The sequence below is a fragment of the Rhodopirellula islandica genome (genome assembly GCF_001027925.1).
In the GTDB taxonomy this organism is placed as follows: Bacteria; Planctomycetota; Planctomycetia; order Pirellulales; family Pirellulaceae; genus Rhodopirellula; species Rhodopirellula islandica.
The window spans coordinates 184022-196697 of sequence record NZ_LECT01000038.1 but is presented as its reverse complement, the minus strand read 5'-3'; the positions used below and the strand labels follow the sequence as shown (position 1 = coordinate 196697).

Here is a 12676-nt window from a genome sequence, read left to right as displayed (position 1 = left end):
ATCGAACGACGCAGGGTCTATGGAGGGCGGGCTCTGATTCTCGCCCGTCTCAGGTTTGTTTTCGCCAGTCCACCAGGTGGACTTCGACACTGCGGTAGCCGTTGAACTCGTTGATGACGGGCCGGTAAGCGATCTCGATCGGGCCGTTGTGCTGGTTCAGCGGTTCGCACCAATCGGCGGCACCAAAGGCGACGCCGCGAATCACGCGTTCGCCTTGTTTCAGACGCACGGACAGGTGGTTTTCACCCTTGCCCATCTTTTTGGCCGGTTCGCTGAGCTGGATGTCGCGGCCCATCAACACCGGTCGCGGGTTGCCGGCGCCAAACGGAGCCATCGTTTCGATCTGCTTCATCGTTTGCAGATTCAATTGGCCAAGCGGCGCTTCCGCATCGATTTGAATGGCCGGCGCCAACTCTTGCTCGGACCACTGCTTCGAAACCGCTTCGCAGAAGTCGCCACGGAAGGCTTCGATGTCAGATTCGCGAATCGTCAGGCCGCCTGCGGCTGGGTGACCGCCGTAGCGAATCAGCCGGTCGTCGCATTCTCGCAGGGCTTCGTAGAGGTTGATGCCGGTGCCGCCGACGCGTCCCGATCCGGTCGCGTCGACTTTGCCCGCGGTGTCGAGCGAGAGAATGATCACGGGTTTGGCGTATTTCTCTGCCAAGCGACCCGCGACGACTCCAATGACTCCGGTGTGCCAGCCGACTCCGGCCAGGACCAGCGCGGGATCTTTTTCGGGATCGAAGTCGGCGTTGGCTTGTTTTTGTGCGGCCAGTTGAACGCTTCGTTGCAGCGTGTCGCGGGTTCCGTTGAGCTGATCGATGTACTGGGCCAACGCGACGGCGCGGTCGCCGGCTTCGATCGTCAGCAGCTCGATGCCCAGTTGGGCTTGGCCGAGTCTTCCAGCGGCATTGAGTCGCGGGGCCAAGCCGAAGGAGATGTTCTCGGTTGTCAGTTCGCTGGCTTGATCGAGTTTGGTCAGCTTCATCAGCTCCCACAAACCCGGCAGCGGTTCGGTCTGCATCACTCGCAGGCCGTGATTGACCAGCACGCGATTTTCGTCGAGCAGTGGGACCACGTCGGCGATGGTTCCGATGGCGGCCAGCGACAGCGATTGCATCAAGAATCGCTTCATCGGGGGCGTGACTTTCTTCTGCCCGCATTTGGCTTGGCACAGCGACCAGGCAAGTTTGAAGGCCACGCCAGCCCCGCAAAGTTCGCCAAACGGGTAAGCCGTTCCGGGCAATCGTGGGTGGACAATGATGTCAGCGTCGGGCAGTTCGTCGCCGATTTGGTGGTGATCGGTGATGATCAGCGTCACGCCGAGTTCGCGGCAGAGTTTCGCGCACTCCAGGCTGGCGATGCCGCAATCGACCGAAACGATCATTTGCTTGCCGCGAGCAACCAGTTTGCGAATCGAGTCCTCGTTCAGGCCGTAGCCTTCCTCGAGTCGATTGGGCACGTGGTAGCTGACCTCGGCCCCGAGCAATCGCAGGCAATTGACCAGGATCGCGGATCCGGTCATGCCGTCGGCGTCGTAATCGCCGTAGATGACGATCGGGGTTTTGGCTTCCGCGGCCGCCAGAATTTTTTCGGTGGCGGCAGGCACACCGGGCAGCAACTGCGGATCACGCAGGCTGGTCAGTTTGGTGTCCAAGAACGTGGCCGCATCTTCTTGCGAATAAACGCCGCGACTGACGAGCAACTGAGCGACGACCGGAGGCAGTCCCGTGGTGCGAATCAGTTGTTCGACCAACGGAGCATCGTGCGGAGTGATCCGCCATTCCCGCTTCGTCCCGGAATCAACAAGCTGGTTGGAATCGGAAATCGAGCTGGAATCGGTACTCAAATCGACCGTCGTCCTTGAATGGGTGCTGCGCTGAGAAGCTTACTTTTTCTTTTCAGCGTGCCAGGTGTGCTTGCGCAGGTTGGGGTTGTACTTCTTCAAACGAAGTTTTTCCCCACCAGGCTTTTTGCGGAGGGTGTAGTTGTACTGTCCGGTTTCTTCGCAGACCAGGAAGATGGTTTCTGCTTTTTTCTTGCTCTTGGACATCAGACGTGCCGGCGTGGTTTGTCGAGGAAATGAGATTTTCGAGCCCCAGAGTATGACTAGCCCGATGCGATTTTGGCAAGTCGTACTTTTTTGGGGCGAATCAGGGGGAAAGTTCGTTGATTTGGTTGGGGAGGGTGATGCTCCTTTGGTCGACATCGTTCATTGAGTGGACGCGGAAGCATTGGGAGGACGCGGGAGTGGAAACGCCCGCTACATCTCCCCGTCGACAAATTCTCCGTCGGCTCGGTGACCCAGGTAGGTGAAAATCTGTGGGTCGGTGTTCTGAGACAGGAATCGGACGGAGCCATCGGCGAAGCCAAAGTTGCCGCCGCCGGGATGTTCGCTGGCAAAGCCGCCGACAAACTCGGGGGGATTTTCGTTCATGCCCGCGGCACCCAACGCTCGAATCCCGCCGCCAATTTGCGAACCGGTGTTTCGTAGCGAGCTTCGTGTCCCGGACGCCCAGCCAAGTGATTCGACGGTGGGGATCATTTCGCCAATCAGGATCGTGTGGCTGCTGCCGTCGTAAATGTCGCTGTAGCGAACCTCACTGTTGAGAAACAGCAGCCCGTTGTTGTCTTCCTCGATTGGGGCTTCGACGTCATGATGGCAGCCGGCGTAGTTGGACAGGCCAGCCGTCTTCTCATCGTTGATGCCAAATGGAAACGAAGGGCAGAGGAACGCGGGAATTTGGTAGGAACGGACCTTGGCGTTGACCGGAGCGTAGACGCTGGCGGTCAAATCAAAGTCGTCGGCAGCACCTTGTTGTTCGATGTAAGGCAGCAAGCGAACCAGGAATCCGATGTGTTCGCCGTTGGGTGTGTTGACGATGGGACCGGTCGGGTTGGTGGTTCCTGGCGGCAAGTGCTCCATCGCGAATTCGTAGTTGTGAGTGGCCAGGGTGATCTGAGCGATGTTGTTGGCGCAACTCATCCGCCGCGCCGCTTCCCGTGCGGCTTGGACCGCCGGCAACAGCAGGCCGACCAAGACGCCGATGATGGCGATCACCACCAAGAGTTCGACCAGCGTGAACGCGCGCCGTGGCGAGGAGGAGAATGTCGTGGCCATGGTAAATTCCTGGTTTCAAGGTGTGGCTGGTTGGAAAGGGCAGGGTGGGGCGATGTGGGGGCACGTTAAAACGCGGCGGCGATTTGCCACGTGTGGGAACGCTGGATGCGACGGGGGTTTTCGGGTTCTTGCTGGCCCAAACGAGCGGACACGCGAACGATCAGGGAATCCTCCGAGGCATCGTCTCGCGTCACTTCGATTTCGATTTCAGCGGGTTCGTCACCGCGAATCGCATCGCTGACCGACCAGATTTCTCCCGTGTAGGTGCTGTCGTCGCGGAGTTGTCGGTGAGCTCGGACCAATCCGGCTTCCAGCAACCAATCGGTTTGTTCCACGCGAAGGAGGTGGCTGGTTTGTCGGCGGTGAGTCAGGCTGCTTTTCAGAGAGGTCATGACCAGCGAAACCGAAATGCCCAGGCACACCAGCACGTAGATCAGGGCGGCTCCTTGATGTGGCGGCCTGGGGGATTGTGTGCTGAGTTTCTGCTTGGCCCTCCCCTCGCTTCGCTCGACCCTCCCAGAGGGAGGGGGGAGAGCGGAGGTGATTCGCTCGATCCTTTCGAAGGGAGCGTGAAGTGCGGGTGTTTGTCTCATGGCTTCACTCCAAATCGTGCGTACCGATTCAGTTCCATCCGCAGATGCAAGTCGTTGCGATTGGTCGTGTCCGAGTTGGGCGAATTGGATTCGTTTGTTTGCGGCAGTCGACTTGGGATGGGAGTTCCGCTGGAACGTTTGATCTGCAGCGTGATCGCTTGGGGCAGTTCGGTGTCGTTCCAAATGACACGTGAACCCGGTTGCAATTCAAAGACATCCGTTCGCGTGGTGCTGGCGTCGATTTGTTCGGTCCGCTGAATGATCGGGCCGTTGACTTGGTACACGACGTTCAAAGAAGCCAGAGTCAGTTTTGACCCATCGACGGAGGCTTCGCTGGCGGCGCGAGCGTCGTCACGAATCATCCGTGTTAGACGGGTCAAGTTGGTTTGGTGAGCTTGCCGGGAGTGCATTTGTTTGGAGAGTTTCATGGATTGGTGGATCCAGCCGACGGAAACCGTGATCAGTGATGAAAGCACTGAAAGCACGATCATCAGTTCCACCAAGGAGTGCGCGTGGCGTTTGGGGGAGCGATTCATGGCGATGTTTCCTCCTCGGTGTCCGTGCTCAAAACCCAACCGACCAATTCGAGCGGGATGCCTGGATGGCGGCGTTTCCAGTTCAGACGCAGGGCGACACGCGGGCCGAGTTCGTCATCGAGAAACTCACCTGACCATTCGGGTTCAGGCAACATGTTTTGGAGTTCCGCGGAGGCTTGGAGTTGGTCGAGAGCGGTCGCGATTTCATCAGTTGGAAGCGACGTGATGCGTTCCAGTTCGCTGGACACCGCCCAGGTTGCGAGGCGTTGTTGGTTGGTGTCTTGCCAAACCCCGTGAATGCGAAACGTCAATGAGGTGACCACGGACATCAGCGCGATCATGATCGAGGCGGCGACCACCAATTCGATCATCGTGAAGGCATTGCGAGATGGCGACGTTCGGCTTGTGGAGCAATGGTTCATCACGCGAGGGCTCCGATCAGGCTTGTGAGGACAAGGAAGACCGCGATGCAAACCCAGGCCACGACCCCGGCTAGCAGAAGCAGACTGGCCAAGGAGACCGCTCGCGTCAGCAAGTGGCGGTGAATCGAACGCTTGTCAAATCGCGATTCTGCCAGCCATTGCAGCAACCAGGCTTGGACGTCGCTCGAGCCGGCTACCGACAAAGCCTGGGATTCTCGTTTGGTCAGGATCCTTTCGTTGGCCAGCGTGGTCCAAGGATCTTCGCCTCGTTCCACTCGTTCGCAGGATGCGGCGAGTCGATGTCTTGTTTGGGGAACGTGGTGACACTTGGAGAGTGTTTCCAGTCCCGAGGCGATGGGACGGCCGGAGCCGACCACAATTGCCAGGAGTGACAGCAGGTTCACGGACGGTGGAACGAAGCGTTCGTGCCAACGAAACGGGTTGAATCGCTGGGGGCGTTTCTCGCCGAAGAACAGCAGACGCCCCAGGAGGAGCATCATGAAAATGGCGATCCCGAAAAAGAAAAACTCGCCACCGCGATGGCTGACCGAGATCAGCGAACGAGTGATCGCAGGGAGTTCCAGGCCAAACTCCTCGAACATTTTCTCAAAGGTCGGCATGATGAAGATCATCAAGAACGAAAGGATGAACCAAGCGAAGACAAAGCCGAGGGTCACCCGTGTGAATTCCGAGCGAGGATTCCGCCAACTGGAATCAGTGGACTCGGATTCCAGTCCTTGGTCGGAGATCAGGGCTTCGTAGGTTTCATTCAGCGTTCCGGTTTCGCTTGCCAATCGAATCGCCATCAGGCCGGAAGGGGCCAGGATGCCTGGGGTTTGTTCCAAGGCATCCGCGACGGGGGTGCCCTCTTTCAAGAGCATGGCCAGGTGATTCATTCGCATTCCAATCGGGCCGCCGAATTCGGCCGCGAGAAGATGCACCCATTTGGCTGGGTTCGTGCGTTCTTGATGAGCGACCAACAGAGTCCGAATCAAGGCTCGTTGCGGGATCGACGAAAGAGCCAGCAAGCCATCGGGTGTGTTGTGCGTTGGGGCGGATGGCGTGCTCATGTCAAACCACTGATGAGTTGGACGAGGGGCATGAAGAGCGCAACCATGACCCAGCCGATGGTCATCCCCAGCATGCAAACGATCAGTGGCGACACCCAAGTCAGAATGTCACGGCGTTGGTGCCGTTCACGATCACGATAGATTGCGGCGACATCTCGCATGCAATCCGCTTGCTGGGGAACCGTTTGGGTTTGCACGGCATGGATCATCAGGTGGCATGGTTTGCCATGGATGTGTGTGGGGCCAGAAAGTGGAACCCTGCCGTCGTCGATTGACTGAACACATCCCTTGCTGAGCGTGGACATCCAACCAGATGGGCTGCTTTCACCTGCGATTTGGTAGGCCTCTCTTCGGGTCAGGCCGACGTCCAGCATCATCGCGACATGCTCGGCCCAGGAGGCCCAAACCAATCTGGCGGGCATGAACAGTCGACGGCCCAAGCGGACCCACGGTGGATGTTGGCCGACGCGGTGCGCCTGATAGCGAACCAGTTGCGAGACCAGCACGATGGCAACCAAGGCGGCGAGGAGCCACAAGCCATAGTCGCGAGTGAAATGGGAAACGGCGAACACAGTTTGAGTGGAGTAGGGCAGGGCTAGGCCAAACTCATCCATCATCTCTTCAAAGGATGGCACCAGCAGCACGCAGATGACCATCAAGATTGCGATGCTTGCGAAGGCGAGAACCAACGGGTAGACGAGAATGATCCACAGGCGGTTTCGAGTCGGTCGGCTCGATAGCGTGCTTTCCCAATGTCTGACAGCGTCTTCGAGTCGGGTTTTCTCATGGGCAACTTCGGCGGACGAGTGCTCCTTCGAAGCCACCAGCAACGGTTGGCAGATCGCCAGGGCGTCAGGGTGATGCAGCACGTCGTCCGCGGTGATTGGTTGGTCGAACCACCGGCTCATCCATTCCATTTGCTGGGCCACGGGGCCGACCGATTGCTGAGCGGCTTGGTGCAATTGCAATGCGATCATGGATCGTCGCAGTAGCAACTGTTCGATCTGCTGTTGAACGCATTGCAATCCAGGTGCTCCCGGTGCAACCAGTTCTGGGATCAATTCGTCGTCAGGAGTGGCTGTCATGATGTCACTCCTGGCGTGAATCCCTCGTTTGCGCCTCGGGTTGGTGTGGGATCAACGCGTCCTTCCGCGATGGGTGGAGGAGCAATCGGTGGTTTCGGAGCCCAGTTCGTTGGCAGGTTGCCAGTGGGAAGCTCGCGAGTGGGTTTCGACAGGTCATGGATGAGCGACACCAGCGGGTTGAACAACGCCAGGCTGTATGCGAGCGCACCGGTTCCGCCGATCAAGCACGTCAGCGCGATCGGCAACGCGACTTTCAACACGCTCATCCGGTTGTTGGCGCTGGTTCGGAAGTGAGTTCCCAGTCTCAGCAGCGTCACCTCGGACGCTGCGTTGAGCGTTCGGCCGCGAAGCGTGGTTTGCACTTGGTTGCGTGCCGCCGGACTGCTGCCGAGCAGATCGCAGCTCAAGTTCACCGCTTCTTCAGCCGGGACACCGGTTTTGGCCATCGCGGCGATCGATCGCATGGCAACGGCCGAGGCGTTGTCACGGATGTACGCGGAGCCACCGAGTCGGGTGGCCCATCGGGAGACGCCGCCGGTGATCCAAATCAACAGACAGGTGCCGACCAAGATGAAAGGCGCGACGACGAGCACTGTCGGCAGGAAATCAATGATCGGATCCGAGCGAGGGACCATTGGTGTGGAAGGAACCAGTTCCATGTCGGCACGCAGGGCATTGATGCTGGGCCCAATGAAGTGGGTGAAGAATGCCAGTCCCAAGTAACCAACCACCGCCAAGGTCAGCAAGTAGATGCACGATCCCCACAGCAAGCGAGACAGCGTTCGTTCGGAACGCGTGTTGTGGGTCAGTCCATCCAAGACGATCTGCATGTTTCCAGTGCGGTCGAACACTTCTCGTGCCGCCCGGTATCGGGTCGGCCATTCCGCCGCTGGTTGCCGCTTCAACAAGCCGACTTTTTCCAGCGTCAGCTTTCCACTCACGGACCCGCCGGTTCCCAAGTGAATGGGGACGCGAGCCATCACCGCGGCCGCGAGTCCATCGTGAAAGGCATCGGCCTGAGCAGCGGTGGTCGCAGGTCCTGAAGAGAAGCGAGGTTCGCTCATGGTCGGCGTCCCGCTGCTTGATTGGATTGGACGTCGTGTGAGCCCTGTTTCGTTGGACGTTGGTCATCCATCACTTCCATCAACGCCCAGTCCAACGATTGGTTCGTCAGCGATGATCGCAGCACGGCTTTTTGCTCCACTTCCTCGCTGCTCATCCGCGGCAGCGGTGGGATGGATTGCATTGACTGTCCCACCCAAACGAAAGAAAGCATGGCGGCCATGCCCAGACCAATCATTCCCAATGCGCCGCCGGTTTGTTTTCGCGTTTGCTTTTGTTGGCGAACGGATTCGAGAACCCGTGGACGAAGCTCGGATGATGGTCGCACGTAGCGACCCGCATCGCGGATCAAGTCTTCGATGGATTCACCGTTTTGAAGTTGCCAATTGTCCAATTCGTAGCCGTGGTTGCTGAGAGGTGGGTCGGGCAATGCCGTGCAGCGTCGCTTTCGGTCGGCGTCGTGCGTTCTTTGCGTCGCGAAAGTCGTCAAGACTTTCGGTTTCCGGCGATCGTCGTCGAAACTCTTGACGAGTTTCGCTACCAAATCCCGGAAACTCTTGACGAGTTTCGCTACCAGGTGCTTTGCAGTGTTGAGGAACGAGTTGCGATCAGCCATGCGTGGGGACCTCCGAGTCGACGTCGCCGCGCAGAAGCTGGGTCATCTTCTGCATCCCATAGCGATAGCGACTGGCCGATGTGCCAGGAGTGATCTCCAGGACGTCGGCGATTTCAAGGAACGTCATTTGTTCCCAGATCTTGAGCACGATCACTTCGCTTTGTTCGGTGGGAAGTTTTCGAAGGGCTCGCCAAACCTCTCGAATCGTTTCTTCTTGTTCCAGTTCGTCGACTCGCCGGACGGTCAGCAGGTCCGCCAGGTTGTCGATCAGGCTCCAACGAGGTTTTCGTCGCGCGATCAGCAATGATTCGTTGCGGACCATTCGCAGCAAGTAATTCCAGGGCTGGTCGGCATCGCGGACCAACCGTGGCCGCTCAGCGACTTTCACCAGCACCGTTTGCACTGCGTCTTCCGCGTCGTGCTGGTTCCGCGTGATCGTCGTGGCAAACCGCACCATCCGGCTCGACGTCAGGTCGATCAGGCCAGCGACCGCGTCTCCGCCGTGAACCACCATGTGGTCGAGGCTCTGAAAAACGCGTTTCGAAAAGGGGATGGAATGGCTCATCAAACAACAGGATGCGCCCCGGCGAGTCATTTGTCTAAACAATTTGAAAAAATGTTGGCTGCCTCGCCCTCGCCCTCGCCCTCGCCCTCGCCCTCGCCCTCGTGCTCGTGCTCGATTGCTCGATTGCTCGATTGCTCGATTGCTCGATTGCTCGATTGCTCGATTGCTCGTGGTTTCGATTACGAGCACGAGCACCGGTCTTCGACCTGAGCACGAGTTTGGTTGCGAGTGCCAGGTCTTCGACCTGGAGCACGATTTGAAATTCAAGAAAACAGTTGACTCGCCGCCATGACAGTTGTATTAATGAGTTAACACAAGGGGTCAGTTGTGCAGATTCATTTATCCGACGACGGCGTGCCGCTCTACCAGCAAGTGGTCCAGCAGATTCGACATCGAATTCTGTCGGGCCAGCTTTCCGGCGGAGACGAGATGCCCGCCATCCGAACGTTGGCGGAGCGATTGCGGGTCAATCCGAACACCATCGCGCGAGCCTATCGCGAACTCGAACAAGCGGGCTTGGTCGAGAAACGTCGCACCCGAGGCACGTTTGTCTCATCATCGCCAACGTCGATGTCCGCGAAAGGAAAGCGGGAAGCGATTGAGCCCGCGATCGATCAATTGCTCGTGCTCTCGCAAGGGCTGGGCGTGGATGCGAAAGAATTGTCGCAATGGATTCTCCGTCGCGATGAAGAGTTGCAACGCAAACGGGGGGAATCGTCATGAACGATGTTCAAGAGTCGTCGGTGCCGGACGCCGTGGTGGTCGAAAACCTAAGTCAACGATTCGGCCGGACGGAAGCACTGGACGATGTTTCGCTGAAGATCCCGCAGGGAACCGTGTTTGGGTTGCTGGGACTCAACGGTGCCGGCAAGACAACTTTGCTGCGTCACTTGTTGGGTTTGCATCAACCGCGAGTCGGCAGGGTCCGCGTGCTGGGATGCAACCCGATCACCGATCGGGAAAAAGTGATGCGGCGAATTGGGTACCTTTCTGAAGAAGACAGCTTGCCGACTTGGATGCGAGTCCGTGATCTGACGGGATTTTGCGAAGCGATCTATCCGAGGTGGGATCGAGCGTACGCGTCGGAACTATGTGAATGGTTCGAGTTGTCACCGGACACCAAACTTCGTTCGCTCTCCAAGGGCGGTCGAGCAAGAGCGGGTTTGATTGCCGCGATCGCTCACAAGCCGGACTTGTTGGTTTTGGATGAACCCGGCAGCGGGCTGGACCCGATCGCTCGCGATGACATTTTGCAAGCGATCATTCGGACAGTCAGCTTGGAAGGCCGGACTGTGATTTTCAGCAGTCACTTGCTCGACGAAGTCAGCCGAGTGTGTGATCAAGTCGCGATCATGCATCAGGGCAAACTGATTGAATCCATGCCGATGATGGCGGTCGACGAACGCTACGAAGAATGGATCTTGCGATCACGTGACGAGACGATCACGACGCAGCACGCTCGGAGAGATTGTCCGGTGGAAGCAGGTTTGGGCTGGCATCAGGAAGACGGTGAATGGTCGCTGTTGGTGCCCCGGCAATCCGATTTGTCGCCCGCAACACTGCCGCCCGAGTGGCAATGGATCGAAAGTCGTCATGTGACGCTGAAGCGATTGTTCGAAGCTCATGTGCGAGCCCCGCGGCAGTCAGCGACGGCTGGGGATCATTCGGACAAAATGTCAGGCCGCGAAGATGCCTCGATGGAGTCCGTGTCATGAACGCATCGACCATTCAGCCATCGACGGGGGCTAGTTTGCCCGCGAATGACACGTTCGACAGCGACCGTCGGAACGATTGGCAAAAGGACTGTCTTGCTGCCGCGCGGTTGCTTTGGGCTCGCTGGGGCGGGACGTGGAGAAAGCTTTGGTTGCTGTCCTTGGTTGGTGTCGCCCTGGCCGCGTGGATACACCGATTGTTTGGGACGGATGTTTTGTTGGCGTCCAATGCGATCGCGGGGGTCATGGCGGTGACGCAAGCCCCGTTGCTGTTGTGGTCAATTTTCGCAATTGATTGGTCGGGACCGGACGTGGAGCGGAAAGCCTCTGGATTCGACGCATTCCTGCTGCGCAGTCCGGTTCCATCGAGCCGATTGGTGTTGGTCGCCGCTGTGGCTCGGCATGCGGCGATTGCGATCTCGTTGTTGATGATCGCGTCCGCGATTGAGTTGTCGATGGTGGACCGCAGTGAACATGAGCGTTGGATCTATCCTGCCTTGTGGATTTCACTCGGCACCGGATCCATGGCGGTGTTGGCGTTTTGTTGGCGACCATTTTCTTGGAACGGGTATCGAGTCCTCACTTTGCTGGTGCTGATTCCGACCGGATACATGGTGATGTGTTGGCCGTTCGTCGCCTTGGATACGGATCATCCGAAATGGATGCTGCTTGGGTATTTGCCATGGCCGTTGCTCTTGCTTTGGGGTGGAACTCTTTGGGGCACGTATCGATCACTTGAGCTTGCCCGAGCCAACTCGTATGGATTGGATGATGCGGGTTCGATCACGGCGAGGATTCGTGAGTCTTCGTCTTCGATTGGCGAGCGGATTCTCGGTGTGCGGGCGTCGGTTCGGAAGAGTGGGCAAGCATCGACGCTGGCCTGGTTTGACGGTCGTCAGTCACGTGCCATGCGGTGGTCCATGATCGCGTGGGTCGGTGTGCCCACACTGGTCTTGCTGGCTTGTTTGCCGCTGAATTTTGCTTCCGTTGTGATCGCTGGTTTGATCGTGTTGACGTACACCGCGGTGTCGACGGCGGGCGGTTGGGGAGAGAGCAGCGGTGTGAAAAGAGGTCCGCAGGGCAGGGCGATGCCGTTGTTGTTGGCGGTCAGCCCGGTTTCGCGAGAGGTCTTAGCGGCAATCAAAGTGTGGCGAACAACACGGTTGGTGTTGTTGGCGTCGTTGGTCACGTTTGGCGTGCTGGGGGTCTTTTCGGTTCCTGCCAATCAGCCGGTGTGGAATCAATGGTCCGAGTCGATGGCATCGGGTACCGGAGTGAGTTCTGTTGCGATGGGAGTTCGGGTCTCACTTGCGATTGCGATGTTCTCAACCGTGATTTTGGTTGGGCGAGGCGTGGCCATGTTGTGGTTGGCGTTGATGGCCGATCGCCGAGTCACGGCCTCGGTCACGTTCTTGGCCAGTGGGCTGTTGATTTGGGGATCTTATCGCTTGGGATCTTGGTTCGTCAGCCAAAGTGAGTGGGAGGTCATGCTGCAGGAGTTTCGACTTGGCGTTTTGCAAATTCCAACTTGGGTCACTTGGTTGCTATGGGCGAAGGTGGCCACGGTCTTGGTGGCTTTCGTGCAGGCCATTCGGCAACCGGGGACACCCAAAACTTGGATCACAAAATCAGTCGCGGTGTGGTGTGTCACCGTTGGGTTGCTTTCCGCTGTTTTGCTGGGTTTGTTGCCCCAACAAATCGTCTTAAGCGAATCGTGGGGAACTTGGACACCAACGTTGCTGCCGATCGCGATGGTGATTGCTTTGGTGATACCGCTGGCGAGAGTTTTGATTCTGCCATGGGCCGTCGGACGTGACCTTCACCGATGAGAGGTTGTCGGTGCAATGGACAAGGACACGGGTAACGTAGTGGATGAGGCTACGAATCCTTGAGC

The 12676-nt window shown here is 58.0% G+C and carries 14 protein-coding genes; 3 read left to right on the top strand and 11 right to left on the bottom strand.

What is annotated here, in order from left to right; genetic code table 11:
* Positions 1-49: 49 nt before the first annotated feature.
* The 11 genes from recJ to RISK_RS18895 all read right to left on the bottom strand — a co-directional run bounded on the left by recJ (position 50) and on the right by RISK_RS18895 (position 9070).
* A complete protein-coding gene (gene recJ / locus RISK_RS18945) occupies positions 50-1849 on the bottom strand; it encodes a single-stranded-DNA-specific exonuclease RecJ (RefSeq protein ID WP_047815871.1) in 1800 nt (599 codons plus the stop codon).
* A 39-nt stretch (positions 1850-1888) separates the two neighbouring features.
* Entirely contained in the window at positions 1889-2053 is a 165-nt protein-coding gene (gene rpmG, locus RISK_RS18940; RefSeq protein WP_007324504.1) for a 50S ribosomal protein L33, read from the bottom strand.
* A gap of 210 nt (positions 2054-2263) precedes the next feature.
* Entirely contained in the window at positions 2264-3121 is an 858-nt protein-coding gene (locus RISK_RS18935; protein ID WP_047815870.1) for a DUF1559 domain-containing protein, read from the bottom strand.
* 65 nt (positions 3122-3186) lie between these two features.
* Complete coding sequence (locus tag RISK_RS18930; RefSeq protein WP_236696445.1) at positions 3187-3513, bottom strand: hypothetical protein; 327 nt, start codon at positions 3511-3513, stop codon at positions 3187-3189.
* Positions 3514-3710: 197 nt separating this feature from the next.
* Complete coding sequence (locus RISK_RS18925; RefSeq protein ID WP_047815869.1) at positions 3711-4250, bottom strand: hypothetical protein; 540 nt, start codon at positions 4248-4250, stop codon at positions 3711-3713.
* The gene (locus tag RISK_RS18920) at positions 4247-4672 is read right to left on the bottom strand and encodes a type IV pilus modification PilV family protein (RefSeq protein ID WP_047815868.1); all 426 of its coding nucleotides are present in this window, start codon (positions 4670-4672) and stop codon (positions 4247-4249) included. Before RISK_RS18920 ends, RISK_RS18925 begins: the two co-directional genes overlap by 4 nt.
* Positions 4672-5742, bottom strand: a complete 1071-nt coding sequence (locus RISK_RS18915) for a type II secretion system F family protein (RefSeq protein ID WP_047815867.1) — start codon at positions 5740-5742, stop codon at positions 4672-4674. Before RISK_RS18915 ends, RISK_RS18920 begins: the two co-directional genes overlap by 1 nt.
* Positions 5739-6827 carry a type II secretion system F family protein gene (locus RISK_RS18910; protein WP_047815866.1) on the bottom strand — a complete coding sequence of 363 codons (1089 nt, stop codon included), beginning with the start codon at positions 6825-6827 and terminating at the stop codon, positions 5739-5741. The genes RISK_RS18915 and RISK_RS18910 overlap by 4 nt, the downstream gene beginning before the upstream one ends.
* Positions 6824-7891, bottom strand: coding sequence for a hypothetical protein (locus RISK_RS18905; protein ID WP_236696444.1), 1068 nt, complete (start codon positions 7889-7891; stop codon positions 6824-6826). Before RISK_RS18905 ends, RISK_RS18910 begins: the two co-directional genes overlap by 4 nt.
* Positions 7888-8505, bottom strand: a complete 618-nt coding sequence (locus RISK_RS18900; RefSeq protein ID WP_236696443.1) for a hypothetical protein — start codon at positions 8503-8505, stop codon at positions 7888-7890. Before RISK_RS18900 ends, RISK_RS18905 begins: the two co-directional genes overlap by 4 nt.
* Positions 8498-9070 carry an RNA polymerase sigma factor gene (locus tag RISK_RS18895; protein ID WP_236696442.1) on the bottom strand — a complete coding sequence of 191 codons (573 nt, stop codon included), beginning with the start codon at positions 9068-9070 and terminating at the stop codon, positions 8498-8500. Before RISK_RS18895 ends, RISK_RS18900 begins: the two co-directional genes overlap by 8 nt.
* A 327-nt stretch (positions 9071-9397) precedes the next feature.
* On the opposite strand from RISK_RS18895, the gene RISK_RS18885 reads away from it, so the two are divergent.
* The 3 genes from RISK_RS18885 to RISK_RS18875 are packed head-to-tail and all read left to right on the top strand — an operon-like array spanning position 9398 to position 12611.
* On the top strand, positions 9398-9793 hold the full coding sequence (locus RISK_RS18885) for a GntR family transcriptional regulator (protein ID WP_008671697.1): 396 nt from the start codon (positions 9398-9400) through the stop codon (positions 9791-9793).
* The gene (locus RISK_RS18880; RefSeq protein ID WP_047815863.1) at positions 9790-10785 is read left to right on the top strand and encodes an ABC transporter ATP-binding protein; all 996 of its coding nucleotides are present in this window, start codon (positions 9790-9792) and stop codon (positions 10783-10785) included. The genes RISK_RS18885 and RISK_RS18880 overlap by 4 nt, the downstream gene beginning before the upstream one ends.
* A complete protein-coding gene (locus RISK_RS18875) occupies positions 10782-12611 on the top strand; it encodes a hypothetical protein (protein ID WP_047815862.1) in 1830 nt (609 codons plus the stop codon). The genes RISK_RS18880 and RISK_RS18875 overlap by 4 nt, the downstream gene beginning before the upstream one ends.
* Positions 12612-12676 lie beyond the last annotated feature (65 nt).

Excerpts from the sequence above, each read along its gene's own strand:
- rpmG (WP_007324504.1), bottom strand. The coding sequence starts at position 2,053 with ATGTCCAAGAGCAAGAAAAAAGCAGAAACCATCTTCCTGGTCTGCGAA.
- RISK_RS18935 (WP_047815870.1), bottom strand. The coding sequence starts at position 3,121 with ATGGCCACGACATTCTCCTCCTCGCCACGGCGCGCGTTCACGCTGGTC.
- RISK_RS18930 (WP_236696445.1), bottom strand. The coding sequence starts at position 3,513 with ATGACCTCTCTGAAAAGCAGCCTGACTCACCGCCGACAAACCAGCCAC.
- RISK_RS18925 (WP_047815869.1), bottom strand. The coding sequence starts at position 4,250 with ATGAATCGCTCCCCCAAACGCCACGCGCACTCCTTGGTGGAACTGATG.
- RISK_RS18920 (WP_047815868.1), bottom strand. The coding sequence starts at position 4,672 with ATGAACCATTGCTCCACAAGCCGAACGTCGCCATCTCGCAATGCCTTC.
- RISK_RS18915 (WP_047815867.1), bottom strand. The coding sequence starts at position 5,742 with ATGAGCACGCCATCCGCCCCAACGCACAACACACCCGATGGCTTGCTG.
- RISK_RS18910 (WP_047815866.1), bottom strand. The coding sequence starts at position 6,827 with ATGACAGCCACTCCTGACGACGAATTGATCCCAGAACTGGTTGCACCG.
- RISK_RS18905 (WP_236696444.1), bottom strand. The coding sequence starts at position 7,891 with ATGAGCGAACCTCGCTTCTCTTCAGGACCTGCGACCACCGCTGCTCAG.
- RISK_RS18900 (WP_236696443.1), bottom strand. The coding sequence starts at position 8,505 with ATGGCTGATCGCAACTCGTTCCTCAACACTGCAAAGCACCTGGTAGCG.
- RISK_RS18895 (WP_236696442.1), bottom strand. The coding sequence starts at position 9,070 with ATGAGCCATTCCATCCCCTTTTCGAAACGCGTTTTTCAGAGCCTCGAC.
- RISK_RS18880 (WP_047815863.1), top strand. The coding sequence starts at position 9,790 with ATGAACGATGTTCAAGAGTCGTCGGTGCCGGACGCCGTGGTGGTCGAA.
- RISK_RS18875 (WP_047815862.1), top strand. The coding sequence starts at position 10,782 with ATGAACGCATCGACCATTCAGCCATCGACGGGGGCTAGTTTGCCCGCG.